Source organism: Roseovarius sp. MBR-51, from assembly GCF_053628575.1.
On record NZ_JBRJGQ010000013.1, the window covers coordinates 85,924 to 112,087 of the forward strand.

General features: G+C 60.1%; 22 protein-coding genes and 1 other RNA gene. 6 read left to right on the forward strand and 17 right to left on the reverse strand.

Features of this window, described 5'->3' with window-relative positions; translation table 11 throughout:
* Position 1: 1 nt before the first annotated feature.
* The 9 genes from ACSSVY_RS17470 to ccoN form a co-directional block, all read right to left on the reverse strand.
* Complete coding sequence (locus ACSSVY_RS17470; RefSeq protein ID WP_454270898.1) at positions 2 to 2,185, reverse strand: heavy metal translocating P-type ATPase; 2,184 nt, start codon at positions 2,183 to 2,185, stop codon at positions 2 to 4.
* A 3-nt stretch (positions 2,186 to 2,188) separates the two neighbouring features.
* Entirely contained in the window at positions 2,189 to 2,644 is a 456-nt protein-coding gene (locus ACSSVY_RS17475; protein WP_454270900.1) for a FixH family protein, read from the reverse strand.
* Positions 2,644 to 4,086, reverse strand: coding sequence for a cytochrome c oxidase accessory protein CcoG (ccoG, locus tag ACSSVY_RS17480; protein WP_454270901.1), 1,443 nt, complete (start codon positions 4,084 to 4,086; stop codon positions 2,644 to 2,646). Before ccoG ends, ACSSVY_RS17475 begins: the two co-directional genes overlap by 1 nt.
* 90 nt (positions 4,087 to 4,176) lie before the next feature.
* On the reverse strand, positions 4,177 to 5,064 hold the full coding sequence (locus ACSSVY_RS17485) for a LysR family transcriptional regulator (RefSeq protein WP_454270903.1): 888 nt from the start codon (positions 5,062 to 5,064) through the stop codon (positions 4,177 to 4,179).
* A gap of 14 nt (positions 5,065 to 5,078) precedes the next feature.
* The gene (locus tag ACSSVY_RS17490) at positions 5,079 to 5,243 is read right to left on the reverse strand and encodes a hypothetical protein (protein WP_454270904.1); all 165 of its coding nucleotides are present in this window, start codon (positions 5,241 to 5,243) and stop codon (positions 5,079 to 5,081) included.
* Between the two features lie 257 nt (positions 5,244 to 5,500).
* A complete protein-coding gene (gene ccoP, locus ACSSVY_RS17495; RefSeq protein WP_454270906.1) occupies positions 5,501 to 6,367 on the reverse strand; it encodes a cytochrome-c oxidase, cbb3-type subunit III in 867 nt (288 codons plus the stop codon).
* A gap of 3 nt (positions 6,368 to 6,370) precedes the next feature.
* Entirely contained in the window at positions 6,371 to 6,565 is a 195-nt protein-coding gene (locus tag ACSSVY_RS17500) for a cbb3-type cytochrome c oxidase subunit 3 (RefSeq protein WP_454270907.1), read from the reverse strand.
* Between the two features lie 12 nt (positions 6,566 to 6,577).
* Positions 6,578 to 7,303, reverse strand: coding sequence for a cytochrome-c oxidase, cbb3-type subunit II (gene ccoO / locus ACSSVY_RS17505; protein ID WP_009817282.1), 726 nt, complete (start codon positions 7,301 to 7,303; stop codon positions 6,578 to 6,580).
* Between the two features lie 14 nt (positions 7,304 to 7,317).
* Positions 7,318 to 8,922, reverse strand: coding sequence for a cytochrome-c oxidase, cbb3-type subunit I (gene ccoN, locus ACSSVY_RS17510; protein ID WP_454270909.1), 1,605 nt, complete (start codon positions 8,920 to 8,922; stop codon positions 7,318 to 7,320).
* A 202-nt stretch (positions 8,923 to 9,124) separates the two neighbouring features.
* Here ccoN and ACSSVY_RS17515 point away from each other — a divergent pair, with 202 nt between their 5' ends.
* Positions 9,125 to 9,964, forward strand: coding sequence for a universal stress protein (locus ACSSVY_RS17515; RefSeq protein ID WP_454270910.1), 840 nt, complete (start codon positions 9,125 to 9,127; stop codon positions 9,962 to 9,964).
* Positions 9,965 to 10,055: 91 nt separating this feature from the next.
* Here the strand turns inward: ACSSVY_RS17515 and fnrL are convergent, their stop codons facing one another.
* Positions 10,056 to 10,802 (reverse strand): transcriptional regulator FnrL, encoded by a 747-nt coding sequence (gene fnrL / locus ACSSVY_RS17520; RefSeq protein WP_454270912.1) that lies wholly within the window; start codon positions 10,800 to 10,802, stop codon positions 10,056 to 10,058.
* An 84-nt stretch (positions 10,803 to 10,886) separates the two neighbouring features.
* Here fnrL and hemN point away from each other — a divergent pair, with 84 nt between their 5' ends.
* The gene (hemN, locus tag ACSSVY_RS17525; RefSeq protein WP_454270914.1) at positions 10,887 to 12,242 is read left to right on the forward strand and encodes an oxygen-independent coproporphyrinogen III oxidase; all 1,356 of its coding nucleotides are present in this window, start codon (positions 10,887 to 10,889) and stop codon (positions 12,240 to 12,242) included.
* 4 nt (positions 12,243 to 12,246) lie between these two features.
* On the opposite strand, the gene ACSSVY_RS17530 is transcribed toward hemN, so the two are convergent.
* From ACSSVY_RS17530 to ACSSVY_RS17550, 5 genes are all read right to left on the reverse strand, one after another.
* Positions 12,247 to 13,842, reverse strand: coding sequence for an ABC transporter ATP-binding protein (locus tag ACSSVY_RS17530; protein WP_454270915.1), 1,596 nt, complete (start codon positions 13,840 to 13,842; stop codon positions 12,247 to 12,249).
* Positions 13,839 to 14,945 carry an ABC transporter permease gene (locus ACSSVY_RS17535; protein ID WP_454270938.1) on the reverse strand — a complete coding sequence of 369 codons (1,107 nt, stop codon included), beginning with the start codon at positions 14,943 to 14,945 and terminating at the stop codon, positions 13,839 to 13,841. The genes ACSSVY_RS17530 and ACSSVY_RS17535 overlap by 4 nt, the downstream gene beginning before the upstream one ends.
* A gap of 7 nt (positions 14,946 to 14,952) precedes the next feature.
* Positions 14,953 to 16,047 carry a microcin C ABC transporter permease YejB gene (locus ACSSVY_RS17540; RefSeq protein ID WP_454270916.1) on the reverse strand — a complete coding sequence of 365 codons (1,095 nt, stop codon included), beginning with the start codon at positions 16,045 to 16,047 and terminating at the stop codon, positions 14,953 to 14,955.
* An 18-nt stretch (positions 16,048 to 16,065) separates the two neighbouring features.
* Positions 16,066 to 18,000: an extracellular solute-binding protein gene (locus tag ACSSVY_RS17545; protein WP_454270918.1), complete on the reverse strand. Its 1,935-nt coding sequence runs from the start codon at positions 17,998 to 18,000 to the stop codon at positions 16,066 to 16,068.
* A 157-nt stretch (positions 18,001 to 18,157) separates the two neighbouring features.
* Entirely contained in the window at positions 18,158 to 19,231 is a 1,074-nt protein-coding gene (locus ACSSVY_RS17550; RefSeq protein ID WP_454270919.1) for a c-type cytochrome, read from the reverse strand.
* A gap of 137 nt (positions 19,232 to 19,368) precedes the next feature.
* Here ACSSVY_RS17550 and ACSSVY_RS17555 point away from each other — a divergent pair, with 137 nt between their 5' ends.
* On the forward strand, positions 19,369 to 20,211 hold the full coding sequence (locus ACSSVY_RS17555) for a prephenate dehydratase (protein ID WP_009817276.1): 843 nt from the start codon (positions 19,369 to 19,371) through the stop codon (positions 20,209 to 20,211).
* A 6-nt stretch (positions 20,212 to 20,217) separates the two neighbouring features.
* On the opposite strand, the gene ACSSVY_RS17560 is transcribed toward ACSSVY_RS17555, so the two are convergent.
* Both ACSSVY_RS17560 and nudC read right to left on the reverse strand, forming a co-directional pair.
* Positions 20,218 to 20,685 (reverse strand): SRPBCC family protein, encoded by a 468-nt coding sequence (locus tag ACSSVY_RS17560; RefSeq protein WP_454270921.1) that lies wholly within the window; start codon positions 20,683 to 20,685, stop codon positions 20,218 to 20,220.
* 55 nt (positions 20,686 to 20,740) lie between these two features.
* Positions 20,741 to 21,712, reverse strand: coding sequence for an NAD(+) diphosphatase (gene nudC / locus ACSSVY_RS17565; RefSeq protein ID WP_454270922.1), 972 nt, complete (start codon positions 21,710 to 21,712; stop codon positions 20,741 to 20,743).
* 230 nt (positions 21,713 to 21,942) lie between these two features.
* Here nudC and ACSSVY_RS17570 point away from each other — a divergent pair, with 230 nt between their 5' ends.
* The 3 genes from ACSSVY_RS17570 to ACSSVY_RS17580 all read left to right on the forward strand — a co-directional run bounded on the left by ACSSVY_RS17570 (position 21,943) and on the right by ACSSVY_RS17580 (position 25,648).
* Positions 21,943 to 23,889: a bifunctional 2',3'-cyclic-nucleotide 2'-phosphodiesterase/3'-nucleotidase gene (locus ACSSVY_RS17570; protein ID WP_454270924.1), complete on the forward strand. Its 1,947-nt coding sequence runs from the start codon at positions 21,943 to 21,945 to the stop codon at positions 23,887 to 23,889.
* Positions 23,888 to 23,984: signal recognition particle sRNA small type (gene ffs, locus ACSSVY_RS17575), an RNA gene on the forward strand. The genes ACSSVY_RS17570 and ffs overlap by 2 nt, the downstream gene beginning before the upstream one ends.
* Before the next feature lie 53 nt (positions 23,985 to 24,037).
* The gene (locus ACSSVY_RS17580; protein WP_454270926.1) at positions 24,038 to 25,648 is read left to right on the forward strand and encodes a DUF6538 domain-containing protein; all 1,611 of its coding nucleotides are present in this window, start codon (positions 24,038 to 24,040) and stop codon (positions 25,646 to 25,648) included.
* Positions 25,649 to 26,164: the final 516 nt, after the last annotated feature.

Sequence of the window (26,164 nt, forward strand, 5' to 3'; positions counted from 1 at the left end):
GCTACCTCAGTCTCAGCGCGTTGAGAGATACAGTGATCGAACTCAGCGACATGGCCAAGGCGGCAATCAGCGGCGAACAAAGCCCCGCCACCGCCAGCGGCACGGCAATCACGTTATAGACAGTGGCAATCTGGAAATTCTCGCGGATGCGGCGTGTGGCGGATTTCGCCGTCACGCAGGCCGCCGCGATTGGTGAGAGGTCATTGCCCAATAGAACGATGTCTGACGCCACCCGAGCAGCATCAAGCGCCGTCGCGGGCGAAATCGACACATGCGCCCCCGCAAGAGCCGCCGTATCGTTGAGCCCATCCCCCACCATCAGCACATGCGCGCCCTCGGCGGTCATAGCCGCCACGCGCGCCGCCTTGTCTGCGGGCAGCGCCTCGGCCATCCACTGCGGAATACCAAGGCGCGCGGCCAAGGCCTCGACCGCAGGAGTGGTATCGCCGGAAATCAGGATCACCCGCTTGCCCTGATCCATCAGCCCCTGCACCACCTCCGCCGCACCGGGCCGCAACGCATCCGCAAAGGTAAAGGCGACGGGCACCTGATCCCCGATCTTGAGAAAGGTTGCAGTCTCGGAGAGGGCCTGCGCCCCGGTCCAGCTTGCACGTCCCAGACGCACCTCTTGGCCGTTACAGCGGCCCTTTGTGCCATATCCCGGCACTTCTGTAATGTCTGTAACCGCCGCCGCCGCAACTCCTGCACCACGCGCAGCGCGGGTGATCGACTGCGCCAGCGGATGCGAAGACCCCTGCGCAAGAGCTAACGCCACTTCAACCACCGCGCGCGGCAAACCGTCCAGATTGGTGAGTTGCGGCATCCCCGTGGTCAGCGTGCCGGTCTTGTCGAACACGACCGTATCCACCTGCGCCAGCCGTTCGAGCGCGGTTTCATGCTTGATCAGCATCCCCCGTCGGAATAGGCGCCCCGAGGCCGCCGTTGTCACCGCAGGCACCGCCAGCCCCAGCGCGCAAGGGCAGGTGATGATCAGAACCGCAGCGGCGATATTGACCGCCGTGCGCACGTCCCATGTATAGAGATACCACCCCAGAAAACTGAGGCCCGCCAGAATATGCACCCCCGGCGCATAGAGCTTGGCCGCACTATCGGCCAGCGAGGTATAGCGCGAGCGCCCAGATTCCGCGATGGCCACCAGATCCGCCATACGGTGAAGCGAGGTTTCCGCCCCCACCGCCGTCGCGCGGATGGTAAGCGGCCCGGTCAGGTTCACTTCGCCTGCGCTGACCACCTGCCCCTCACCCGCAAACACCGGCAGCGTCTCCCCTGTGAGCAGCGACCGGTCGATCTCTGACGTGCCCTCTACAATTACACCATCCACCGGCATGCGCCCACCGGGCCGCACGAGAATGAGATCCCCCGCTGCCAAGAGGGCCACATTAACCTGCTCCTCCACTCCGGCGCGCAAGCGGATCGCGCGCGGCACTTCGAGCGCCGTCAATTCCTCGGCGGCAGAGCGGGCAATGGCCCGCGTGCGGTGATCGAGATAGCGCCCCGCCAGCAAAAAGAACGTGAGCGTAAGCGCCGCATCAAAATAGGCATGCTCCCCCGACAGCATCGTTTCCCAGAGCGAGGTGAGGATCGCCAGCACAATGGCCAGAACGATCGGCACATCCATATTGAGCCGCCCATTGCGCAACGCGGCCCAGGCATTGCGAAAGAACGGCACGCCGGAAAAGGCGATTGCCGGCAGGGTGATCGCGGCGGAAATCCAGTGGAACATGTCGCGCGTCGCATCCTCAGCCCCGGACCAGACCGACACCGACAGAAGCATGACATTCATGCTGGCAAATCCGGCAACAGCCAGCCGCATCAAAAGATCCCGCCCGGCGCGGTCATTGGCTGTGGCATTCAGCGTGCCCTGATCCAGCTCATAGGCCTCGTAACCCAGTCCCTCGACCAGCACGCGCATGTCTTCAGCGGTCACCTCGGAGGCCGCGTCGATACTGGCCCGCTTGAGGGTCAGGTTGACGCGTGCGGACTTCACCCGGCTATCCGCATTCAACGCCCGCTCGATCTTGGAAATGCAGGCGGAACAATGGATCGTCGGAAGGGATAGGGCGATTTGCGCGCCCGGCAGGGCACGGGCCGCCAAGGCCTCGGCCGCCGGGGCTGCGGCGCAGGCCGGACAGGCCGAAGGGGAAGGGCGCATGGGGACGGTCATAGTCTATTCCTTGTGCAGAACGACGCGCTGTTGAAAGAGGGTGCCATCCCGGTCCCAGGCTTTCATGCGGATATTCCAGTTGCCATTGCCAAGGGCCACCGGGGCGACATAGGCCTGCCCATCATACTGGAAATCAGGCGTCTGGTCGTCTTGCACATGGGTCGCGCGACCAACGGTCGCCTCCAACTTTGCCACCTCGACAGGGTTGCCCGCCTCATCGGTGATGTGCAGCACCAAAAGACCGCCCGCGTGATCCGCCACCACGGTCCAGCCCAGTCCCTCTTGCGCGGCCTTGCGGTCGTTGAATTCCTGACTGGCAACATAGGAATTCTTGACCTCCAATCCCGGAAAGGTGCTGACCGCCGCATAGGCGAGCACCAGATTGACACCAATGATCACAGAAAAGGCTGTGACGAAACCGATCAACACATGTTTGCCGGTGATCCTGCGCTCGGCCATCAGTCATCCTCTCCGTTAAAGACCGTATCTTTGTGGGCCCGCTCACCGCTTGTGAGATCCTCGATCCAGATGCGGACATCGCTACGCTCTTCTGTGGCGGGCTCTGATCCTGCCGGGGCCACCAGGTAGACGCGTTGCAAATGCACTTCATCGGCGTTCACACTGATCTTGCCGTCTGTGGCACCTTCCAATTCGACCTTGATTGCCGGATCGCCCTTGACTGTGACCTCGAATTCCCGCGTCTCGTGCTGCATGTTGCGGATGCGCACCTCATAGGTATTGCGGATCGAGCCATCGGAGAGCGTCACAAAGGTCGGATTGCGCACCGGCGCCACGGTCAGGTCGATATCCGACCGGATGAACAGCGCAAAAACAAGCCCGACCCCCACCAGCGACCAAAGCACGGTATAGAGGATTGTGCGTGGGCGCAGCACATGTTTGATGATTGGCTTCGGTTTGCCGCCCGCACGCTCTGACTCTTCATCGGTAAACGCCATATAGTCGATCAACCCGCGCGGCTTGCCGATCTTGGCCATGATGTCATCGCAGGCGTCGATGCAAAGTGCGCAGGTGATGCACTCAAGCTGTTGGCCGTCGCGGATGTCGATCCCCACCGGGCAGACGTTGACGCAGGCCATGCAGTCGATGCAATCACCCTGCGGCTCACCTGCCTTGACCGCGTCGGAGTTCTTGCGCGGCTCACCCCGCCATTCGCGGTAGCCGACGGTCAGCGTATCCTCATCCATCATCGCCGCCTGAATGCGCGGCCATGGGCAGGCATAGATGCAAATCTGCTCGCGGGCAAAGCCACCAAAGAAAAACGTCGTGCCGGTCAGCACAGCAATCGTCGTATAGGCGATGGGATGGGCGTTGAGGGTCAAGAGGTCGACGAGCAGCGTCGGCGCATCGGTGAAATAGAACACCCAAGCGCCCCCGGTGGCCACCGCGATCAAAGCCCAAGTGATCCACTTGGTCAGCCGCAGCCGCACCTTGCGCAGATCCAAATTCTTTTGCCGGTGCAGGCGCAGCCGCGCATTGCGATCCCCTTCGATCCAGCGCTCGACCAGAATGAAAAGATCGGTCCACACCGTCTGCGGACAGGCATAGCCACACCAGACCCGACCCAAGGCCGAGGTAAAGAGGAATAGCCCCAAACCCGCCATGACCAAGAGACCCGCCACGAAATAGAATTCATGCGGCCAAATCTCGATCCAGAAGAAAAAGAACCGCCGGTTCGCCAGATCAAGCAAAACCGCCTGATCCGGCAGCGCAGCACCCCGGTCCCAGCGAATCCAGGGCGTGACATAGTAAATGCCCAAGGTGACGACCATGATCACCCATTTCAGGTTGCGGAACTTGCCGTAAACCTTCTTTGGAAACACCGGTTCGCGCGCGGCGTAGAGAGATTGTGGTTCGGTTGGGTGGGAATCGGCCACGGACATACTCCGATGTGATCATTCTGTTGATCGTGTTCTGTCAGGATGCGGACGCAGCAGCTTTGACCTGCATCAAATTCTGACTCCTGAATCGATCTATTGCACTTGCACCCTCTGTCGAGCCATTCTCCGAAGCCATGCGACAAAGAACTTGGCGGGTGGCCGCAAAACGCCGGGACGGGTGACGATATGATATCCGCTTTGCGTGTCTTCCTCGAACAAAAGCCGTAACCGACCCGCCGCGATATCCTGACGCACCCAATCGCGCACGGTAACGGCAACGCCCTGTCCGTTGCGCAGCCCGTCGAGCAACAGGTTGCCGGGCACCTGCACAAGACCCGCGGCGCGCTCCTTGAGGACGCCCTGGCGGCGCAGCCAATCGCTTGCCTCATTGGTGCCGAACTCCTGGAGCCATGGCAGATCAGCCAGATCCTCAGGACACGTGATCCGCACCCCAGCGACCAATTGCGGAGCAGCCACAGCAACGATGGGCGAGTGAAACAGCAACTCCGCATTCAGCCCCGGCCAAGATCCGGCACCGTAGCGAATGGCGACGTCGATACCGCCCGGCTCAAGGCGAATAAGATGGGGACTCGGATCAATCATCAGGTCGATCTGCGGGTGCGACTGACGAAAATCACTGAGACACGGCATAAGCCAATGCGCGGCAAAACTTGGCGTGGTCGAAATCTGTAGCGGCCTGTTTGCATCCGCCCCGGTCAATGACTCCACGGTGCGGGCAATCGCTCCGAACCCCAGTTCCAGAGCATCGGCAAGCTCCCGTCCCTCCGCCGTCAACCGAAGCTGCCGCCCCGTGCGATCCACGAGCGCAACGCCCAGATGCGCCTCCAGGTGTTTGATTTGTTGGCTAATCGCCGCGTGGCTCACATTGAGTTTGATGCCTGCCGCCGCTGTGCCGCCGGTTTCCGCTAGCGCAGCAAAGGCCCGAAGTGCCGTCAAGGGAGGGAGTGACTGCCATTCCATAATGTTAATTTAGCTTACAATTTGGAAATTTTCCAGAGTCGCGCACATGCGTCATATTCGCCATATTGATTAAAGAAACCGAACCAAAAGAGGATGGCACCATGTTCAATATTCTTGCAGATACGTTTCGAACCGCAACGCGCCGTGACATCCGGCACCGGCATGAAGCTCGCGCTCATTGGCCCCCCGCCGAACGATTTGACTCACGCTCTGGAGCAGAGCTTGAGGCGCATCTCGTGGCCCGGAGACGAGACTGAGGTCAACGCACACATGGCCCCGTCAAGGGCCAGTGGTTGACATCATCTGCAGTCTCAGAGGTAATCGGCACCGGTCCTTCACAGAAACGCGCGAACAGGACGGAAAGACCGGTGCCTAGCCTCGGACCCCGTCATGCGGCAGGGTCCGAGGTGTTCTTCAGAGCCGTATCAGAGGCGGCTCACTCGCCCCCACCAAGCTGATGGACATAGATCGCAACGGCGCGAATCTCGGCCTCGCTCAGATCGGCCCCGCCCATCGGCGGCATCACGCCAAAGCGCGAATAGGTGACGGTTTCCTTGATCGTGTCGAACGATCCACCATAGAGCCAGATCGCATCGGCGAGGTTGGGCGCCCCCTGATAGATATCGCCCGCTCCAGTCTCGCCGTGACAGGCGGCGCAATTCTCCGCAAACACGGTCTGACCTTCGGCAACCAGAGACGCATCCTGCGGTTCGCCCGACATCGACATCACATAGTTGGCGACCTGATCAATCTGCGCCGGTTCCAGAATCTCGCCAAAGGCGGGCATCTGCGAATAGCGCGCATCAGGGTCCTCTTGGTTGCGGATACCATGGGCGATCGTGGTGTGAATATCCTCGATCGTGCCGCCCCAGAGCCAGTCATTGTCCAAGAGGTTGGGATAGCCCTTGGCCCCTGCCGCGCCCGAACCATGGCACTGCGCGCACCACGTCTTGAACACGGCATTGCCCGCCGAAGTGGCGTAGCCCTGCAATTCGGGATCGCCCGCAATCTCGGTCAATTCGACCGTTTCCAGCTTGGCGTTGATCGCGGCATTGGCGGCCTCGGCCTCGGCCAACTCGACCGCGACATTGGCGCGCGTCGACCAGCCCTTGTAACCGGCGGTGGCGCCCTGAACCAGCGGCCATGCCGGATAGGCGACCACATACCACAGGGCCCAGACGATACAGGCATAGAACGTCCACAGCCACCAGCGCGGTAGGGGATTGTTGTATTCCTCGATCCCGTCCCATTGATGGCCGGTGGTTTCGACCTCTTGGTTCTTCTTATTGGGTTGTTTGGCCATGTCTCATGCCTCCTCGTGCCGGGCGCCGTTGGCGCGGGCCGGTTTGTCTTCGTGCCGGAACGGGATGTTTGACGGGTTTTCATAGCTCTTGGTCGCGCCGGGTCGGAACACCCAGACCACGACGCCGACAAAGAACGTAAAGAGCACCAGCAACATCCAGCTATCGGCAAATTCACGCAACAGGGAATAGGTTTCCATCGCTCTGCTCCCCTACCGGCTTGCGTCAGGGGTGAAGGTCGAGAAATCAACCAGCGTCCCCAGCATTTGCAGATAGGCAATCAGCGCATCCGCTTCGGATACTCCCGGCTGCCCGTCGAAATTGCGCACCTGTGCATTGGGGTAGCGCGACAGAAGACCGTCGGTATCACCATCGGGATCAATCTGACCCGCGAAATCGGCCTTGGCATTCTCGATCATCTCATCGTTATAGGGCACCCCCACCAGACGATGCGTCTTGAGAAGATCCTCGATATGCGCCGGCTCGATCATCCGGTTCTCGAGGAAGCCATATTTCGGCATCACCGATTCCGGCACCACAGACTGCGGATTGCGCAGGTGGTCCACGTGCCAGTCATCCGAATAGCGCCCCCCGACACGGGCCAGATCCGGCCCCGTGCGCTTTGACCCCCACTGGAACGGGTGGTCATACTTCGACTCCGCGGCCAGCGAATAGTGGCCATAGCGCTCGACCTCATCGCGCATCGGACGAATCATCTGACTATGGCAGACGTAACAGCCCTCGCGGATGTAGATATCCCGGCCCGTCAACTCCAGCGGTGAGTAGGGGCGCATGCCCTCTACATCCTCGATGGTGTTCTCAAGCCAGAACAGCGGGGCGATCTGCACGATCCCCCCGACCGTGACGACAAGGAAGGCAAAGATCGCCAAAAGCGTGACGTTCTTTTCCAGGATTGCGTGTTTGTCCAGAATTGCCATCTCTCCGGCCCTCCTTATTCAGCCGGGACTGCGCTGTTCACAGGCGCAACGGCCGGCGAACGTGTCACAGTCATCCAGAGGTTGTAGCACATGATCAACGCACCAGAGAGGAACATAACCCCGCCCAGACCGCGCACCACATACATCGGGAACTTCGCGGCCACGGTGTCGGCGAACGAGTTCACGAGGAAACCGTTGGCATCGACTTCGCGCCACATCAGGCCCTCCATGATCCCCGTCACCCACATGGCGGCGGCGTAGAGGATGATGCCGATGGTCGCCAACCAGAAGTGCCAGCTCACAAGGCTCAGACTATAGAGCCGCTCACGGTTCCACAGCTTCGGCACAAGGAAGTAGAGCGCGCCAAAGGTGATCATGCCGTTCCAGCCAAGCGCACCAGAATGCACGTGCCCAATGGTCCAGTCGGTGTAATGCGACAGAGAGTTGACCGCGCGGATCGACATCATCGGCCCTTCAAAGGTCGACATGCCGTAGAACCCGATGGAAATCACCATCATCCGGATCACCGGATCGGTGCGCAGCTTGTCCCATGCGCCCGAGAGCGTCATCAGACCATTGATCATGCCACCCCAGGACGGCATCCACAGCACGATCGAGAACACCATGCCCAACGTCGAGGCCCAGTCAGGCAGCGCCGTGTAATGCAGGTGGTGCGGACCCGCCCAGATGTAGATAAAGATCAGCGCCCAAAAGTGGATGATCGACAGTTTATAAGAGTAAACCGGGCGTTCGGCCTGTTTCGGCACAAAGTAATACATCATGCCCAGGAAACCTGCGGTCAGGAAGAAGCCCACAGCGTTATGGCCATACCACCACTGTGTCATCGCGTCCTGCACGCCCGAGAAGACCTGCACCGACTTGGACCCAAAGACCGAGACCGGAATGCTCAGGTTGTTCACCACATGCAGCATCGCCACCGTGATGATGAACGACAGGTAAAACCAGTTCGCCACGTAGATATGCGGCTCTTTACGCTTGACGATGGTCCCCAGGAACACGGCCAGATAGGCCAGCCAGACCACCGTCAGCCACAGGTCCACATACCACTCGGGCTCTGCATATTCCTTGGACTGCGTGGCCCCCAGCAAATAGCCGGTGGCGGCCAGCACGATCACAAGCTGATAGCCCCAGAACACGAACCACGCGAGATTGCCGCCCCAGAGACGCGCCGCACTGGTGCGTTGCACCACGTAAAAGGACGTGGCGATCAGCGCGTTGCCCCCAAAGGCGAAAATAACCGCCGAGGTGTGCAGCGGACGCAACCGACCAAAATTCGCATAACCCTGTGCCCAATCGAAATTGAGCCCCGGAAAGGCAAGTTGAAAGGCGATGAACGTGCCCGCGAGGAAACCGACAACGCCCCAAAGGCACGTTGCGATCACACCGGCGCGCACGACGCCGTCCATGTATTCTCCCGAGAGATCCACCTGGCTTCTCGGTTCATCCGTGTGGCGCAAGGTCCACAGGAAAAGCCCACCCGCTACCAACGCCACTGTCAGTGCGTTGACCAGATAGGCCAGATCGCGCGCATAATTGGCCGCGATCAACGCCAGAAGCGTGACCAGACCAAGCACGATCAGCTTGATATAATTCGTCATGTTGCGTCCCTTCGTCTTTTTCTACCCGAGTCGCCGTGACCCGCGCAGGCGCGTTAGACTGTGACCGTAATGCTAGGGTCGGACTCAACTATCCTTGATCTGTGTCAAAACACTGACGTTGATCGTTTGATCCGCGTCAAGGCAGCCCCGGCAATACCATCCTACGCTGACATAACGTGCGACACAGTCAAAGGAATGCGACATGACCTACAACAGCCTGTTTTCCGTTTTGACCGATGAGTCCCTTGTTGAGGAAACCTTGGCCCACGCCACCAGCATAGCCACCCGGCATGATGCCCATCTCGACGTGCTCTGCCTGGGCGTGGACCGTAGCCAATCTGGATACTATTATTCAGGCGCGAGCGCGATCGTGCTGCAAGAAACGATTGCCCGCGCCCAGCAAGAGGCCGCCGCCATCGAGGCCAAGGCGCGCGCTGTCCTCAAAAATTCAGCGCTGCGGTGGGGAATCGAGAGTGGCGTCAGCCAACTGGCCGATCTGGGGCGCCATGTCGCCGCGCGCGCGCGCTTCTCTGATCTGGTCATTCTGCCGCAGCCCTATGGCAAAGGACGCGGGGCCGAACTCGAGCCTGTGACCGAATCGGCGCTCTTTGAAGGACATACCCCGGTGCTGATCCTGCCATCCGAGGGCGAAACGTCGCCCGCACCGAACCGAATCATGATCGGCTGGAATGAAAGCAACGAGGCGCTCAGTGCCGTCCGCGCCGCCCTGCCCCTGCTCAAACAGGCAGACGTGGTGCATGTGGTGGTGATCGACCCCCCTACCCACGGGCCGAACCGGTCAGACCCCGGCGGGCTCTTGTCACACTATCTCTCGCGTCATGGCGTCAAGGTCGAGATCGACGTGCTGTCCAAGACCTTGCCGCGCGTCTCGGACGTGCTCCAGCGGCATGTGCGTGACATGGATGCCGATATGGTGGTGATGGGCGCCTATGGTCACTCACGCTTCCGCGAAGCCATCTTCGGCGGTGCCACCCGCTATATGCTGGAACAGGCGACCGTGCCGGTGTTCATGGCACATTGAAAGACGATGTATAGCTGGGGGATTGGGGGCCATCCCCCAATCCCCCAAGGTAATTATCGTGAGATAAAGACGCGGGAAAGAACATCCGCCCTCAGATCAGCATCCCGCCGTCGCTGTCATCGCCCGCCTCTTCCAGCAGGCGGTTGAAATCCGGCACGGTGACGCGGCGCTTGCCCTCAAGCTCGATCACGCCGTCCTTTTTCAACGCCGACACCTGACGGCTTACCGTCTCCAGCGTCAGGCCCAGATAATCCGCCATCGCCTCACGCGTCAGCGGCAGATCGAACACCAGCGGCCCGCGCGTGCCATTCTTGTTAAGCGTGGCATCGCGCCGCGCGATGATCACCATCAGCGAGGCGATTTTCTCGCGTGCCGTCTTGCGGCCGAGAACCAGCATCCATTCACGCGCCGCATCCAGCTCGTCCAGCGTCATTTCCAGCAGACGCTGTGCGATATGGGGCGTGCGCGCCATCATTTCTTCAAACGGTTTCTTGCGAAAGCAGCACATGACGATATCGGTCACGGCCACCACATCATAGGCCGCGCTGGCGCGTCCTGGTCGGCCCACGAAATCGCTGGGCAGTAGCAACCCGACCATCTGCGTGCGCCCGTCTTCCATGGTCTGGGTCAAGGTCGCGATGCCCGAAACGACCGATCCCACGAAATCCATCGTATCGCCCGACCAGATCAGGGTCTGACCGGACTCGTAACTGCGATAATACTTGATCTGATCCAGCAGCTCCAACTCATCCGATTCGCAGCGCGCGCAGACCGCCCGATGGCGGATCGGACATTCTCCGCACTCGTGGGGTATGATCGAGGCTTTCTCTTTCAGCATTGGGCGTTCACTTTTTCGGGAGGCTTCGGGTGCCGGTTGATCTAAATCAATGCAAGCCAGTACGTTTATTTTCATCGTATGCGTATGGACACAAAAACTCAACTAGGCAAACTTGGACTCTTCGACTCCAAAGTGCCGCGCTACACCAGTTACCCGACCGCGCCCCACTTCACCCGCGACGTGGGACAGGATCACTTCACCAACTGGATCAGTGCGATTCCGGAGGGCGCAGAGGTTTCCCTCTATGTGCATGTGCCGTTCTGTCGGCGGCTCTGCTGGTTTTGTGCGTGCCGCACCCAAGGCACACAGACCGACGCGCCCGTTATTGCCTATCTACAGACACTCAAGACCGAGATCGCGATGCTGGGCCGCAGCCTGCCGCGTGGCGTGCGCCTGTCGCGCCTGCATTGGGGGGGCGGCACGCCGACCCTGCTCTCTCCTGATCTGATGACCGAATTGGCGGCCGCCATCCGCGACATTGCCCCGTTTACCGACGCAACAGAGTTTTCGGTCGAGATCGACCCGAATGAAATCGACGGCGCGCGCCTTGATGCGCTCGCTCGCGCTGGCATGAACCGCGCTTCGATCGGGGTGCAGGATTTCGACGAACAGATCCAAAAGAGCATCGGTCGGATGCAGGGCTATGACATTACCCGCTGGGCGGTGGACGAGATTCGAGCGCGCGGCGTCAAGAGCCTCAATGCCGATATCCTCTACGGGCTGCCGCATCAAAATCGCGCACGCATCACCGAAAGCGTGCAAAAACTCTTGTCCCTCAGCCCGGACCGTGTCGCGCTTTACGGCTATGCGCATGTGCCTTGGATGGCCAAGCGGCAGCAAATGATCCCCTCGGATGCCCTGCCAACACCGCAGGAACGGCTGGACCTGTTTGAAACCGCGCGCCGCCTGTTTCTCTGGGACAATTACGACGAAATCGGCATCGACCATTTCGCCACCAAGTCAGACGGGCTGAGCGTGGCGCAAAAATCAGGGCAGTTGCGCCGCAATTTCCAAGGCTACACCGATGACACCGCCGAAGTGCTGATCGGCGTGGGGGCTTCCTCGATTTCGCGCTTTCCACAAGGCTACGCCCAGAACGCCCCCGCCACCGGCGCCCATACCGGCGCCATCCGCGAGGGACGGTTTTCCACATCGCGCGGCCATGTCTTTTCCGCCGAGGACAAACTGCGCTCGCGCATGATCGAAATGCTGATGTGCGATTTCCGCATTGATAGCGCCGAGATTTTCCGCGAGTTCGAGATCCCGGCCGCTGAGTTGCAGGCGATGCTGTCCGCCGTGGATCACCGCTTCGAGGGGCATCTGACCCTCAACGCCACCGGCCTCTCGATCCCGCTCGAATCACGTCCCCTGACACGGATAATCGCGCGCCAGTTCGACGCCTATGAGATGGACGAGAAGGGACACAGCTCGGCAATCTGAGTCGTCAGACTTCGGCACGCCCTTCAAGGGCTGCCGCCAGCAACTTGCGTGCATAATCAGTCTGTGGCGCGGTAAAGAGCGCCTCGGCCTCGCCCGCCTCGACCACGTCGCCATCCTTCATCACCAACACCCGGTGGCTCATGGCACGCACCACATGCAGATCGTGGCTGATAAACAGATAGGCCAGCCCATATTTCACCTGCAGATCGCGTAAGAGATCGACGATCTGCACCTGCACGGTCATGTCGAGCGCACTCGTCGGCTCGTCCAGCACGACCAGCTTGGGCCGCAGGATCATTGCGCGGGCAATCGCGATGCGCTGACGCTGACCGCCAGAGAATTCATGCGGGTAGCGGTCCATCGTGGCGGGATTCAACCCGACTTCTTCCATCACCTCGGCCACCAAATCGCGCGCCGGCCGCCCCCCCGGATTGCCATGCACGCCCAAACCTTCGGCGATGATCTGCGCGGCAGTCATGCGCGGACTGAGGCTGCCGAACGGATCTTGAAACACGATCTGCATCTTGGCACGGTGCTTGCGCAGTTCTCGCGTGGACCAGCCGTTCACATCCTGCCCGACAAAGCGGATCTCACCTTCAGAGGCAATCAGTCGCATGATCGCCAGCGCCAGCGTCGTCTTGCCAGAGCCGGACTCGCCGACGATGCCCAAGGTTTCGCCAGCGCGAACGCTCAATGTTGCGGCATTGACTGCCTTCACATGCCCCACCGTGCGTTTCAAAAATCCCTTCTGGATCGGGAACCAGACCCGCAAACCCTGCGTTTCAGCCACCACATCCGCACCCTCGGGCACCGGAGCAGGAAGGCCCACTGCCCGCGCGCTCAGCAGTTTCCGGGTATACTCATGCTTCGGCGCGGCAAAGACGTCCGCCACCGGCCCGCTCTCGACAATCTCACCATCCTTCATCACACAGACCCGGTCAGCGATGCGCTGCACGATCCCCAAATCATGCGTGATGAACAAAAGGCCCATGCCCTCTTCGCGCTTCAACTCCGCCAAAAGCTCCAGAATCTGCGCCTGAATGGTCACATCGAGCGCCGTTGTCGGCTCATCGGCAATCAGGATGTCGGGTTTGTTGGCCAGCGCCATGGCAATCATCACCCGCTGCCGCTGTCCACCGGACAATTGATGCGGATAGGCGCCCAAACGGCTTGCCGCCTCGCGAATCCCCACCCGCTCCAGCAATTCCACGATCCGCGTCTGGGCCGCCACACCGGTCAGTCCCTGATGCAGCTCCAGGCTCTCTCGCAGCTGCTTTTCCAGCGTATGCAGGGGGTTGAGCGATGTCATAGGTTCCTGAAAGATAAAGCTGATGTCGTTGCCGCGCACCTTGCGCAACCGCCGATCATCCGCGCCAATCATTTCTTGGCCATCGTAGATCACCGATCCCGTGACCTCTGCCGACGACCCCAATAGCGACACGGTCGAGAGCGCCGTAACCGATTTGCCAGAGCCACTCTCGCCCACAATCGCCACGGTTTCCCCACGATCAAGGCTGAACGACACGCCCTTAACCGCCGGAATCACCTGCCCGTCTTGCCGAAAGCTGATCCGCAGGTTCTTAACCTCTAACACACTCATTCAAAGGTCTTTCTGGGATCAAATGCATCACGCACACCCTCAAAGATGAAGACGAGCAGCGACAGCATGATGGCAAAGGCAAAGAACGCGGTAAACGCGAGCCATGGCGCTTGCAGGTTCTGCTTGGCCTGAAGCGTCAACTCGCCAAGGCTGGGCGCCGAAGACGGCAGACCAAAACCCAGAAAATCAAGACCCGCGAGCAGAGAAATTGTGCCCGTAATCACAAACGGCAGCATCGTCAGCGTCGCCACCATCGCATTGGGCAGCATATGCCGGAACATGATGGTGAGGTTCGACACGCCGAGCGCCTTGGCCGCGCGCACATATTCCAGATTACGTGCGCGCAGGAATTCGGCCCGCACCACACCGACCAGAGCCATCCAGCCAAAGAGGACCGTGATCACCACCAACAGCCAAAAACTTCGTGGGAGGATCGCAAAGAGGATGATGATCACGTAAAGCTGCGGTGTGGATGACCATATCTCGATCACCCGCTGGAAAATCAGATCAGTGCGCCCTCCGAAATAGCCCTGCACCGCCCCCGCTGCGATGCCAAGCACCGACGACAGCGCGGTCACGATCAGCGTGAACAGTACCGACAACCGGAACCCGTAGATCACCCGCGCCAGCACATCGCGCTTGGTGTCATCGGTGCCCAGCAGGTTTTGCCCATTGGGCGGCAGCGGTGCCGCACCGGGCCGGTCCACCGTGGTATTGTAGCTATAGGGAATGGGCGGCCAGATCGCCCAACCCTTGGCAATTTCTTCACCCTCGACCACGCCATCTTGCGCATCCGCGATGATCGCCTCGGGATCGTCAAAACAGATGTCCAATCCGCCCGACGCAATCAGACACCGCACCTCAGGATCACGGTAAATCGCCTCGGTCTCGAAATCGCCGCCAAACTCCGTTTCAGGATAGAACCTGAAAATCGGCATGTAGTACCCGCCGCGATATTGCAGGAGGATCGGTTTGTCATTGGCCACAAACTCGGCAAAGAGCGTCACGGTAAAGATCACTGAAAAGAGGATGAGCGACCAATACGCCCGGTTATTGCGGCGGAAATTGCGCCAGCGGCGTTGATTGAGCGGCGAGAGGCGGATCACTGTCTCACCCCTCCCGCTTTTCGAAATCAATCCGCGGATCAACCAGCACATACATCAGATCACTCAGAATGCCGACCACCAGACCAATGAGACCAAACAGAAAGAGCGTGCCGAACATCACCGGATAATCGCGCCCCACGGCGGCCTCAAACCCCAGCCGGCCCAATCCGTCGAGGCTGAAGATCGTCTCGATCAGAACAGAGCCGCCAAAGAACACCCCGATGAACACCGCCGGAAATCCCGCGATCACGATCAGCATCGCATTGCGGAACACATGCCCATATAGAACCTTGCGCTCCGACAACCCCTTGGCGCGCGCGGTCATCACATAGTGTTTCTTGATCTCGTCCAGAAAACTGTTCTTGGTCAGCAACGTCAGCGTGGCAAAGGCCGAAATCGTCGAGGCAATGACCGGCAATGCGATATGCCAGAGGTAATCGCCGATCTTGCCCAAAATGCTCAGTTGCTCGAAATTATCCGAGGTGAGGCCGCGCAGCGGGAATATCTGGAAATAGCTGCCCCCGGCGAACAGCACCAAGAGCATGATCGCAAAGAGAAACGCCGGAATTGCATAGGCCACGATGATGACACCACTGGTCCATGTGTCAAACTTGGTGCCATCACGCACCGCCTTGGCCACACCAAGGGGGATCGACACGATATAGGCAATGACCGTCGACCACAGGCCCAGCGTGATCGAAACCGGCATCTTCTCCAGAACCAGATCAAGCACCTCGATCTTGCGGAAGTAACTCTCGCCGAAATCGAACCGCATGTAATTCCACATCATGTTGACGAACCGCTCCAAGGGCGGCTTATCAAGACCGAATTGCTCTTCCAATTCCTTGATCAACTCGGGCGGCAGACCACGTGCGCCAAGGTATTGATCATTGCCACCAGCGGCCCCCACCATCTCTTGTCCGGTATCCGACCCAGAGCCGGAAAAGCTCTCGAACACATTGCCCTGCCCCTGCATATTGGCAATCATCTGCTCGACCGGACCGCCCGGCACGAATTGCACCAGCGCAAAGTTGATGACCATGATGCCAAAGAGCGTGGGCACGATCAGCAACAGCCGTCGCAGGATATAGGCGCCCATCTCAGCAGGTCCTCAGGATCACAGCGCGCCCGCGTCTTTGAGCGCTTGCGCCTTGTCGGCGTCATACCACCAGAAATCCAGCACGCCCGTTGCATAGGGCGGCAGCGGCTCGGGGTAGTCATACATATCCCAATAGGCCACCCAACTCTTGTCCAGATACCATGTCGGGATCATGAAGAACTCATAGCGCAACGCCCGGTCCAGCGCGGTCAACGCCACGTCCTGCTCTTCCTTGCTGCCCGACTCGAGAGCCTTGTCGATGATTGTGTCGACCATCGGGCTTGCCAGCCCGGCGGGATTGAACAGGCTGAACGCCGCTTCCTTGCTGCCATAGCGCTGATGCAGGCCCGTGCCCGCCTCGAGAAAGGCGATGTAGCTGTCAAAGATCAGGTCATAATCGCGATCCCGCTCGCGCGCCGTATACTGCGCGGCGTCGATCTTGTCGAACTTGGCGTCAATGCCCATCAGTTGCAGATTGCTCACGAAACTCTCGACCACCGCCGACATCGTGGCAGAGCCAGAGGCAGAAATCGGGATCTCGATGCTCAACACCTTGCCCGCCGCATTTCTCCGCTTGCCATCATCGCCCACGGCCCAACCGGCCTCATCCAAGAGCTTCATCGCCGTGCGGAGATTGCGCCGGTCATTCAGACGCTCACCATCCGAGCTATGCGCCATCACCGCAGGTGCGGTCAGCATCTCTTCAGGCACCAGATCACCCAAGGATTTCAATAGCTCTAGCTCCGCCCCTTCCGGCGCGCCCTTGGCCTCCAGTGGCGTATCCTGCACAAAGGAATGCCGCTGTTTGAAGAGATCATATTGCAGCGATGCATTGGTCCATTCAAAATTGAACCCCAGCGCTATCGCCTGCCGCACACGCTTGTCCTGCAATGTCTCGCGGCCAAGATTGAACACGAATCCCGACGGCGTCGGCGGCAAGCCATCGGGCAGCTCCGCCTTGACCACATAGCCCGCGTTCGCCGCCGGGAAATCGTATCCCGTGGCCCATGTCTTGGAATTCCCCTCCGGGCGGAACGTATAAATTCCCGCCTTGAACGCTTCAAAGGCGGCGTTGTCATCGGCGAAATACTCAATCCGGATACGGTCGAAATTATGCCGCCCCACATTGATCGGAAGATCGCGGCCCCAATACTCCGGGTTGCGTTCATAGACGATGTTGCGGTTCACGTCATAGCTCTTGACCTGATAGGGGCCCGATCCCGGCGCCGCCTCCAGCCGTGGCTCATCCAGCCGCGCGCCGGTTTCCTCATACCACTTGCGCGGGAACACCGGCGTGCCGCCCACCTGATCAATCAGCGACCGGCGCGAGATACCCTCCGCAAAGGTGAACTTGACGCGGGTGTCATCCAGCGCCTCGGCGCTCAGCACCCGGCGCTTGACTGCATCCGCATAGGATTTCAGCCCCTGCTCCAGAAAGAGATTGTGCGAAAACACCACGTCATGCGCCGTGACCTGCGTGCCATCGGAAAACCGCGCCTCGGGCCGCAAGTGGAAAATCACCCAAGTCTTGCCCGCGTCATACTCCAGCCGCTCCGCCAAGAGACCGTAGCCCTCGTTATATCTATCCCCCGGCAGCGGCTCGCCGCTCGCCTCGGATGCGCCCAACAGGCTCTCATAGACCATCCAGGACAATTGCCCGGCACGTCCCTTGCGCGAATAGGGGTTCATCGAATCAAATGTCCCCGGCGCATAGAGCGATATTTCACCGCCCTTCGGGGCATCAGGGTTCACATAGTCAAAATGCGGATAATCCGCCGGATACTTCAGATCACCGTAAAACGAATAACCATGCGATGTGATGATCTCATCCTGCGCCCACACCGCCTGCGCCATCAAGGTCGCAATAGACAGCCCAGCAAAGGCCAGCAGCGCGCGCGTCCGTGAAAATCCTGAATATGTCCGGGCCTTGGCCGACGTTTGCTGTCTGGTCATCACATCATCCTCCTGCCGCACCCATTATCTGGTGCTTGATCCGTCTGTGGCAAGCTAAGGAGGGGGCGCGCGTTGTTCAAGCGCCGATCCTGTCTTGCGCCCACGAAAAAGGCCGCCGCCCATGCAGGGCAGCGGCCTTTTGAAAATGCGGTCCGGCTCAGTTTCCAGAGCTTTGCAGATAGCCGATCAGATTGGCGCGATCCTGCTCATCCTTGAGACCCGGAAAGCCCATCCGGTTGCCCGGCGCAAACTCACGCGGGTTCTCGATCCACGCGCTCAGCTGGTCTACTGTCCAAGCTCCATCCAGCCCCTTGAGCGCGTCCGAATAGCTGAACCCATCAACACTGGCGATGTCACGTCCAACAATCCCAAAGAGATGCGGACCGGCTCCGTTCTTGCCATCCTCCAGCTTGTGGCAGGCGCCACAGCGGCGGAACAGTTTTTCACCCTCGGCGACATCCGCCGCAGCAACCAGCGCGGCAAAATCCGATGCGCCCGCTTCCGCCGCAGGCTCAGCCGCTGCTTCCTCCGCCGCAGGCTCTGCCGCTGCTTCTTCCGCCGCAGGCTCTGCCGCCGCTTCTTCCGCCGCAGGCTCTGCCGCCGCTTCCTCTGCCGCAGGCTCAGCCGCTGCTTCCTCTGCCGCTGCTTCTTCCGCCGCAGGCTCAGCCGCTGCTTCTTCCGCCGCAGGCTCAGCCGCTGCTTCTTCCGCCGGCATCTCGAATGTCGTGCCATCTGTCTGATCGAGATAGGCGATCAGGTCAGCACGATCCTCGGCCTTGCGCATCCCCGCATAGCCCATCGTGGTGCCGGGCGCATAGCTTTTGGGGTTCTCAAGAAACGCGTTCAACTCGACCGGTGTCCAGACCTGCGCCACTTCGGTCAAGCTGCCCGAATAAGACCCGTAGCTTGCAACCGATCCAACATCCCGACCAACCACACCGTAAAGATGCGGACCAACCTTGTTCTCGCCATCCGCAACCGCGTGACAGGCGGCACAGTTGCGAAACAGTCCCTCGCCATTCGCCGGATCAGCCGCAGCCATCAACTCGCCGATGCTAGGACCTTCATCCGCAGCCTCGGCGGTGGCCTCGTCTTCACCTGTGTCAATCACATAACCCTGTGCGTGATCTTCGCCATGACCGCCGCCCATCGAATAGATCGACTCTGCCGCCCAATTGCCCAAAAGGAACACCAACAGCGCGCCACACAGTGCGCCAGCGGTCTTTGTCATTGTCATTGTGTCGAACATAGGCCCGTTTCCATTTAATCCGTCGTTGGCCGCGTATCTATCCGCTTCCCCTACCGGCGCGCAAGGTGTAGTTTCCGCGACCAAACGCCCGACCGGGCCAAAAACACGGAAAAACGCAGATGACCAACCGCATCGCCTTTCAGGGAGAACCCGGCGCCTACTCGCATCAGGCCTGCGCCGAGACCTATCCCAACATGGAGGCGCTGCCCTGCCGCACCTTCGAGGACGCAATTGCAGCAGTGCGCGAGGGTCAGGCCGATCTGGCCATGCTGCCGGTCGAAAACTCTACCTTTGGCCGGGTCGCCGACATTCACCACCTCTTGCCCGAATCGGGACTGCATATCGTGGCCGAGGCCTTTGTGAGGGTGCATATCAACCTTTTGGCTCTGCCCGGTGTCCGACTCGATGAAATCGAGAGCGCGATGAGCCATACCATGCTCTTGGGCCAATGCCGCGCCTTTCTGGAACGACACGGCATCCACCGCATCACCGGCGCCGATACCGCAGGCTCCGCTCGTCATGTCGCTGAGGCCGGGCAGCCGGAATTGGCGGCGCTGGCCAGCGAACTGGCCGGCGAAATCTACGGTCTCGACGTGATTGCTCAGCACATCGAAGATCAGGGCAACAACACCACCCGCTTTCTTGTGATGGCGCGCGAACCCGATTTCTCACGGCGCGGCGATGATGGGATGATGACGACCTTCGTCTTTCAAGTGCGTAACATCCCCGCCGCGCTCTACAAGGCGATGGGCGGCTTTGCCACAAACGGCGTCAATATGACCAAACTTGAGAGCTACATGGTCAGCGGGTCGTTCACCGCGACACAATTCTACGCCGACATCGAAGGCCATCCCGATGACCCATCCGTTGCGCGTGCTCTGGATGAACTGGATTACTTTACATCGGACATCACAATTCTCGGTGTGTACCCAGCAGATCCGCGCAGGCACGACACCGAGTGATCGCCGTCAGGCCGTCCGCTTGTAACGCTCTTCGACGTCCATCGCGTATTCCGCCAGACGAACCTTGAACCGCTTGGTCAGGTTGCCCCGCGCCAACCGGAGCGATTGCATCATCAACCGCGCCGCCAGACTGCGCGGCTGGAGAACCAGCGTCACGGTCATCCGCGTTCGGCCGCGCGACAGCGCCACCAGTTCCGCAATCATCTGCCCCTCGATCGACGCCGACATCAACCCAAGAGTGATCCCGTTCGGCGGATCGTAGTCGGCCACGCTCACATCAACCTTGCGCTGCTTGCCGCGCAGCTTGAACGCTGCATGCCAGCTCATACCAACGCCCGGCGCGCGCAGACTGTCCGTCCGCTTGACATCCGCGCCCCGCCGCAATGCGGACCGCTCGAATGTCTGAAAGTCGGTGATTTCCTCAAACACCCGCTCGATCGGAGCCTCGATATCTTCCTTACCGCTAAACTGCATCCCCAGACTGCCCCTTGACCTTTGTTATCGCTTTGTGCCCGGCGCCATTGTCGCGTCAATCCAGACAGTCGGCAAGCCAGTTCTCGAGCAGGAAATGCGCAATCGCCCCCTTGCGCGCGGGCAACAGGAACGGATGTTCCCCGGCAAAGGCCGCCAGAATATCCTCACGGCTCATCCAGAGCGCGTCCTCGATCTCTTTGGGATCAATGGTGATCTTGTCGCTCAGGGCCTCACCCCGACAGCCAAACATCAACGAGGCTGGGAAAGGCCAAGGTTGACTTGCCAGATAACTGACCCGCCCCACCTCGATCCCGGCCTCTTCCCAGACCTCACGACGCACCGCCGCTTCGATGGTCTCGCCCGGCTCGATGAACCCGGCCAAGAGCGAATACATCCCCTCGGGCCAACCCGGAGACCGCCCCATAAGGACCGAATTGCCCCGCGTTATCAACATGATCACCACCGGATCAGTGCGCGGAAAATGCTGCCCGCCACAATGATCGCACGCCCGCTGCCACCCGGCCCGGATCATCCGGCTTTCCTTGCCGCACCGCGCGCAGAACCGGTGCGTCACATGCCAGCCGAACACCGCCTTGGCGGTGGCCGCCACTTCGGCATCGCGCGGGCTGAGCCGGGTCATCACCCGCCGCAACTCGGCAAAGGCGGTGCCGTCCGGCAGATCGGGATGCACCTGTTCGCTGGCATCAAGAAACGTATCGAGTTGATCAGGTTCCAGCCCCGGCGGCACCCAGGCGGAAATATCATGGGCAAGGATCAGGTCGCCGCTCTCGTCACGCCCCAAAAGGATCGGCGGCACCTTGTAGCGCGCCAGAACCGGATGATCCGGCGCAAGGTCGATGACCGCATCCAGCGTGTCTGCCCGCAACAGCGGCTTCCCCCGCCAGAGCACGATCGACCGTGCGCGACCCTCGGCCAGTGCCGTGGCAATCGCCGCCTCGTCTCCGCGCATCTCATCCGCGCGATCAAGCCCCGATCCGCCGAATGTCACGCTCTCCGCGTTCCGCATGCCCATCTCCCCTGTCTGCCGCTTGTACACAATGCCCTCAACCGCAAAACAAGCCCCAAGCGGCAGAAAACGCGGGTAAATCACATTTTACAACTAATAGTGTATTGATCGCTATGATCCGACATGCAACGCTCCCCAAGCCCATGGCATATTATGTAGGTGTAACCTGTAGATAGAGTTCAAAATCAAGAAACGCTGGGCGACGAACCCGGCAGCAGAGCGTTCACAATTTGACCGAGTGTACCACTCAAGTTCCCCCCCATCCGTCCCGCGACGCACCGCTGCGCTTGCGGCTCTTGCAGACAACGGATGTCCACGGCCATATCCTTCCCTTCGACTACTACACCAACCGATCCGACCGCCCTTGGGGTCTGGCGCGCCTTGCCACGCTGATCCGCCACGCCCGGTCCGAACTCGGCGCGGACAACTGTCTGCTGTTCGATAATGGCGACTTCCTCCAGGGCACACCGCTCACGGATCTCACCGTACATCAGGACCACGGCGCGCAGAGCCCTCACCCGGTGATCGCCGCGATGAACCAGATCGGCTATGACGCGGGCACGCTCGGCAATCACGAATTCAACTTTGGCCTCGATTGGCTCATGGAAACCCTGGAAGAGGCCCGCTTTCCGCTGACCTGCTGCAATGTGCTCACCCGGCGCGGCAACATCCCGACCGAGGACACCACACTTTTGCCGCCCTATCTCCTGCTCTCCCGACAGATGCGCGACGAGACCGGGCATGCGCACACTCTGCGCGTCGGCATTCTTGGCCTCGTGCCGCCACAAATTATGACCTGGGATTACGCCCGCCTGTCGTCCCGGATCGAGGCGCGCGACATGGTCGAGAGCGCCCGCGCTTGGCTGCCTGCGCTGCGATCCGCCGGAGCCGACATTGTGGTCGTGCTGGCCCATACCGGCATCGACCCAGGCCCCGACCACCCGATGATGGAGAACGCCGCGCGGGCGCTCGCGCGCCTGCCCGGCATTGACGCTCTGCTTGCGGGCCACAGCCACAAGAGCTTTCCAGGTCCGGAGCATCACGATATTGACCGGGTGGATTCCGTTCGCGGCACCCTGCACGATACACCCTGCCTCATGGCTGGATTTCGCGGCGACCATCTGGGCCAGCTTGATCTGACACTGACCCGCGACACCGCCGGTTCTTGGCGCGTGACCTCGCATCAAACACTACTCCTGCCCAGCGCCGCCGCCGCCCCCTGCCCCGCGCTCTGCACGCTGCTTGAAACGGCGCATGCCCGGACCCTCACCCTCACCGCGCGCGCCATCGGCCAGACTGACGCGCCGCTCCATAGCTATCTTGCTCTGCTGCGCAACGATCCCTCCCTGCAACTGGTGAATGACGCACAACGCCACGCGCTTGCGTCTGCCCTTGCGGGTGGCCCCTATGCCGACCTGCCACTCTTGTCCGCCACGGCCCCGTTCAAGACCGGTGGCCGGGGTGGCCCCGCACATTTCACCGATATCCCCGCAGGCCCGCTGCGCCTGCGCAACGTCGCCGATCTTTACGGCTTCCCCAATACGCTCTGCGGTCTGCTCGTGACCGGGGCCGATCTGCGCGACTGGCTGGAACGCGCTGCGATCTGCTATCACCAGATCATCCCCGGCCTGTCAAACCAGCCGCTTCTCGATCCTGCGGTTCCGGGGCATGATTTCGATGTGATAGACGGACTCAGCTATTCCATCGACCTCAGCCAACCCGCCCGCTACACCATGAGCGGCGCGCAGAGTCATCCCGACGCCACGCGCATCCAGGATCTGCGTTATGCGGGCCACCCCCTCCGGGACGACGCGTTCTTTATCATCGCCACAAACAGCTACCGCGCCCACGGAGGTGGACCATTCGCACCTCTCGCGGCGCAGGGATTGATCTACTCGGACAACCGCCCGGTGCGTGATCTCCTGGCGGATCATATCGCGATGCGGCGGCATATCACGCCCGATGCCCGTCCCACATGGCGCTTTGCTCCGCTACCCGGAACCACCGTGACGGTGGAAACCGGCCCCGGTTTGCGCGGCCATCCAGAGGACATCACCGCTATGGGTGCCACAGATCTTGGCCTCACCCACGCGGGCTTTCTGCGTCTCAGCCTGCCTCTATCCACAGAGCAGCCAACTCTTGCACATCTCGAACCATCGGCCTATATGCACCCCTGAGAGGTTGGCGCGGGCAGGCACCTCGCCAACCCGGTCAGGTCCGGAAGGAAGCAGCCGTAACGAGCCCCGCTTGGGTCGTTGTCCAGCCTCTCACCCTAACTCCCCCTAGTCCACTGAAAACAAACAAAACCCTTGCAGGCAAAGCGATTTGCCCGTTTTGTCGTTACAAATTTGGTTACAACGGGCAATCGTCATGGCTGGCAGGGTGAGAAATTTGGTGAACCGCGACGGGCGCTATCATGCCCGGCTGGTAGTGCCGAAAGACCTACGCGGAATCATTGGCAAGACCGAGCTGCGCACGCCCTTGGGTGGTGACTACCGCCAAGCACTCAAGTTACTGCCCGGCGCGGTGGCGCAGCTTCAACACCAGATTGGCCTTGCCGAACAGAAGGTCGGGGCAGGGCGACCGCAGACCGGCCCGGCGCGCTATCCCCTTGCACCCGACCAGATCGCCCACAGTCATTACATGCAGCGGCTGGCCTTTGATGACGTGCTGCGCAATGATCGGCGATGGCCAGCGGTGGGCATTGATGATCTTTTGGTGCAGCGGCTGCGCGCGGCGATAGCCGGTGACGTTGATAATGCAGAGCTGGCCGATCTAGTGGGGTGGCAGATCGAGCGTTTCCGTGCCGCTGGAAATCTTGATGCAGCGCCCGGTAGTGATGAGTGGCGCGTGATCGCCCGTTCCCTTTGCACCGCAGAGCTTGAGGCGCTGGCAAGAGTCGCAGAGCGCGACGAAGGGGATTTCACTGGCACCCCTACCGCGCCGATCATCGTGAACGCACAGCCTCCACAAAGCACGCCTGCGGCTGTCAGCATCAAGGGCCTTTGGGCAGACTATGTGCAAGCTCGCCAAAGACTCGGATACATGAAAGATGGCGGACGCAGGCAAGAACTGGCCATCAAAAGCCTTATCAAGTTTCTGCACCATGACGATGCGGCTAGGATTACAAAGCGGAACGTGTTGGATTGGCTCGAAAATATCCTAAAGGAAAAGCACCCTTCTACGATCAGCAAAGTCTATCTGCCGACGATCCGTAGCTTGTTCAGATGGGCCACCGAGCAAGACAGGATTAAAGACAGCCCAGCGGTGGGTGTTCGACTGGCATCACGAAAATCAATTCACAATCGAGAACGTGGGTTTACGTCGTTGGAAGCAAATAAGCTGCTTAGCGCCGTTTGCCGCTATCAACCCAAAGTTTCCCACTTTGGGCAGGTTATGGAAGGAGAAAAAGTCACGGCGGCTAAAAGGTGGGTGCCTTGGCTGTGCGCATTCACAGGCGCGCGCGTTGCTGAGATCACCCAGCTGCGTCGCGAAGATATTCGCGAGACCGATGACGGTGTGACGATCAGAATTACGCCTGAAGCTGGGGGCACGAAAACAGGTCAGTGGCGCGACGTTCCGATGCATCCTCAGGTCATAGACCTCGGCTTTCTTGACTATTTGCACACGATCAAAAGCGGTCCTATCTTCCACACCGCTAAAGACCCAATGAAATATCAAGCCTATGCCAAGAAGCTCGCAAATCGTCTTGGCGACTGGCTCAGGGAGGAAAATCTTGTGCCAGAAGGCGTCCAGCCCTCTCACGGCTGGCGTCACAGGTTCAAAACAGTCGGTCGCGAGATCGGGATCCAAGATCGAGTTCTGGATGCGATTCAAGGCCACGCCGCCAAAACGGCTGGAGATGATTACGGCGATGTGACACTGGCTACCAAGATCAATGCAATCAATCGGCTGCCCCCATATGAACTTCCGTGAGTTGAGTTCATTCGCGTCGGAACCACGTCAGGGACCGCTCTTATGTCGGGCAAGTCGGACAACCCTAATCCAGCAGTATGCCGTAATCTTCTTGTCCGACCTGTCCGATCTGCCCGACCAAAAACTTCACAGTGGGCTTTGAAAACGATAGAATACACACCATCGTAACGGCACATCCGAACTGAGCTGTCGCAATCAGGAGCTGTTGTCACGGCGACAATGATGATGCCACTCTTTCCGCCGTCAGCCGCGTCAAAGAGCGGCGAGTATAAGCGCAGGTAGTCCCAGCATTCCTGCGCAAATGATACCAATTGAAATTCCTAAACCTTTAAACATTTCACGTTTTCCCTCTTTGGCGGTTTCCTTGTTCAGAAATTAGAACGAAGCGCCGAGGACCAATGCGGCAGGCTGACGCACTCCGCATGAGCTCCCCCACATCACTCTGACGTCCGACTTTCTCCAAATCACATTCGGGTCATGTTCCATCAAGCCAAGGGGATGGAACATCTTGGGTTT

What these genes read in the sequence shown, in the direction of transcription:
- ACSSVY_RS17470 (WP_454270898.1), bottom strand. Translation starts at nt 2,185, where the DNA reads ATGACCGTCCCCATGCGCCCTTCCCCTTCGGCCTGTCCGGCCTGCGCC.
- ACSSVY_RS17475 (WP_454270900.1), bottom strand. Translation starts at nt 2,644, where the DNA reads ATGGCCGAGCGCAGGATCACCGGCAAACATGTGTTGATCGGTTTCGTC.
- ccoG (WP_454270901.1), bottom strand. Translation starts at nt 4,086, where the DNA reads ATGTCCGTGGCCGATTCCCACCCAACCGAACCACAATCTCTCTACGCC.
- ACSSVY_RS17485 (WP_454270903.1), bottom strand. Translation starts at nt 5,064, where the DNA reads ATGGAATGGCAGTCACTCCCTCCCTTGACGGCACTTCGGGCCTTTGCT.
- ACSSVY_RS17490 (WP_454270904.1), bottom strand. Translation starts at nt 5,243, where the DNA reads ATGAGCGCGAGCTTCATGCCGGTGCCGGATGTCACGGCGCGTTGCGGT.
- ccoP (WP_454270906.1), bottom strand. Translation starts at nt 6,367, where the DNA reads ATGGCCAAACAACCCAATAAGAAGAACCAAGAGGTCGAAACCACCGGC.
- ACSSVY_RS17500 (WP_454270907.1), bottom strand. Translation starts at nt 6,565, where the DNA reads ATGGAAACCTATTCCCTGTTGCGTGAATTTGCCGATAGCTGGATGTTG.
- ccoO (WP_009817282.1), bottom strand. Translation starts at nt 7,303, where the DNA reads ATGGCAATTCTGGACAAACACGCAATCCTGGAAAAGAACGTCACGCTT.
- ccoN (WP_454270909.1), bottom strand. Translation starts at nt 8,922, where the DNA reads ATGACGAATTATATCAAGCTGATCGTGCTTGGTCTGGTCACGCTTCTG.
- ACSSVY_RS17515 (WP_454270910.1), top strand. Translation starts at nt 9,125, where the DNA reads ATGACCTACAACAGCCTGTTTTCCGTTTTGACCGATGAGTCCCTTGTT.
- fnrL (WP_454270912.1), bottom strand. Translation starts at nt 10,802, where the DNA reads ATGCTGAAAGAGAAAGCCTCGATCATACCCCACGAGTGCGGAGAATGT.
- hemN (WP_454270914.1), top strand. Translation starts at nt 10,887, where the DNA reads ATGGACACAAAAACTCAACTAGGCAAACTTGGACTCTTCGACTCCAAA.
- ACSSVY_RS17530 (WP_454270915.1), bottom strand. Translation starts at nt 13,842, where the DNA reads ATGAGTGTGTTAGAGGTTAAGAACCTGCGGATCAGCTTTCGGCAAGAC.
- ACSSVY_RS17540 (WP_454270916.1), bottom strand. Translation starts at nt 16,047, where the DNA reads ATGGGCGCCTATATCCTGCGACGGCTGTTGCTGATCGTGCCCACGCTC.
- ACSSVY_RS17545 (WP_454270918.1), bottom strand. Translation starts at nt 18,000, where the DNA reads ATGACCAGACAGCAAACGTCGGCCAAGGCCCGGACATATTCAGGATTT.
- ACSSVY_RS17550 (WP_454270919.1), bottom strand. Translation starts at nt 19,231, where the DNA reads ATGACAAAGACCGCTGGCGCACTGTGTGGCGCGCTGTTGGTGTTCCTT.
- ACSSVY_RS17555 (WP_009817276.1), top strand. Translation starts at nt 19,369, where the DNA reads ATGACCAACCGCATCGCCTTTCAGGGAGAACCCGGCGCCTACTCGCAT.
- ACSSVY_RS17560 (WP_454270921.1), bottom strand. Translation starts at nt 20,685, where the DNA reads ATGCAGTTTAGCGGTAAGGAAGATATCGAGGCTCCGATCGAGCGGGTG.
- nudC (WP_454270922.1), bottom strand. Translation starts at nt 21,712, where the DNA reads ATGCGGAACGCGGAGAGCGTGACATTCGGCGGATCGGGGCTTGATCGC.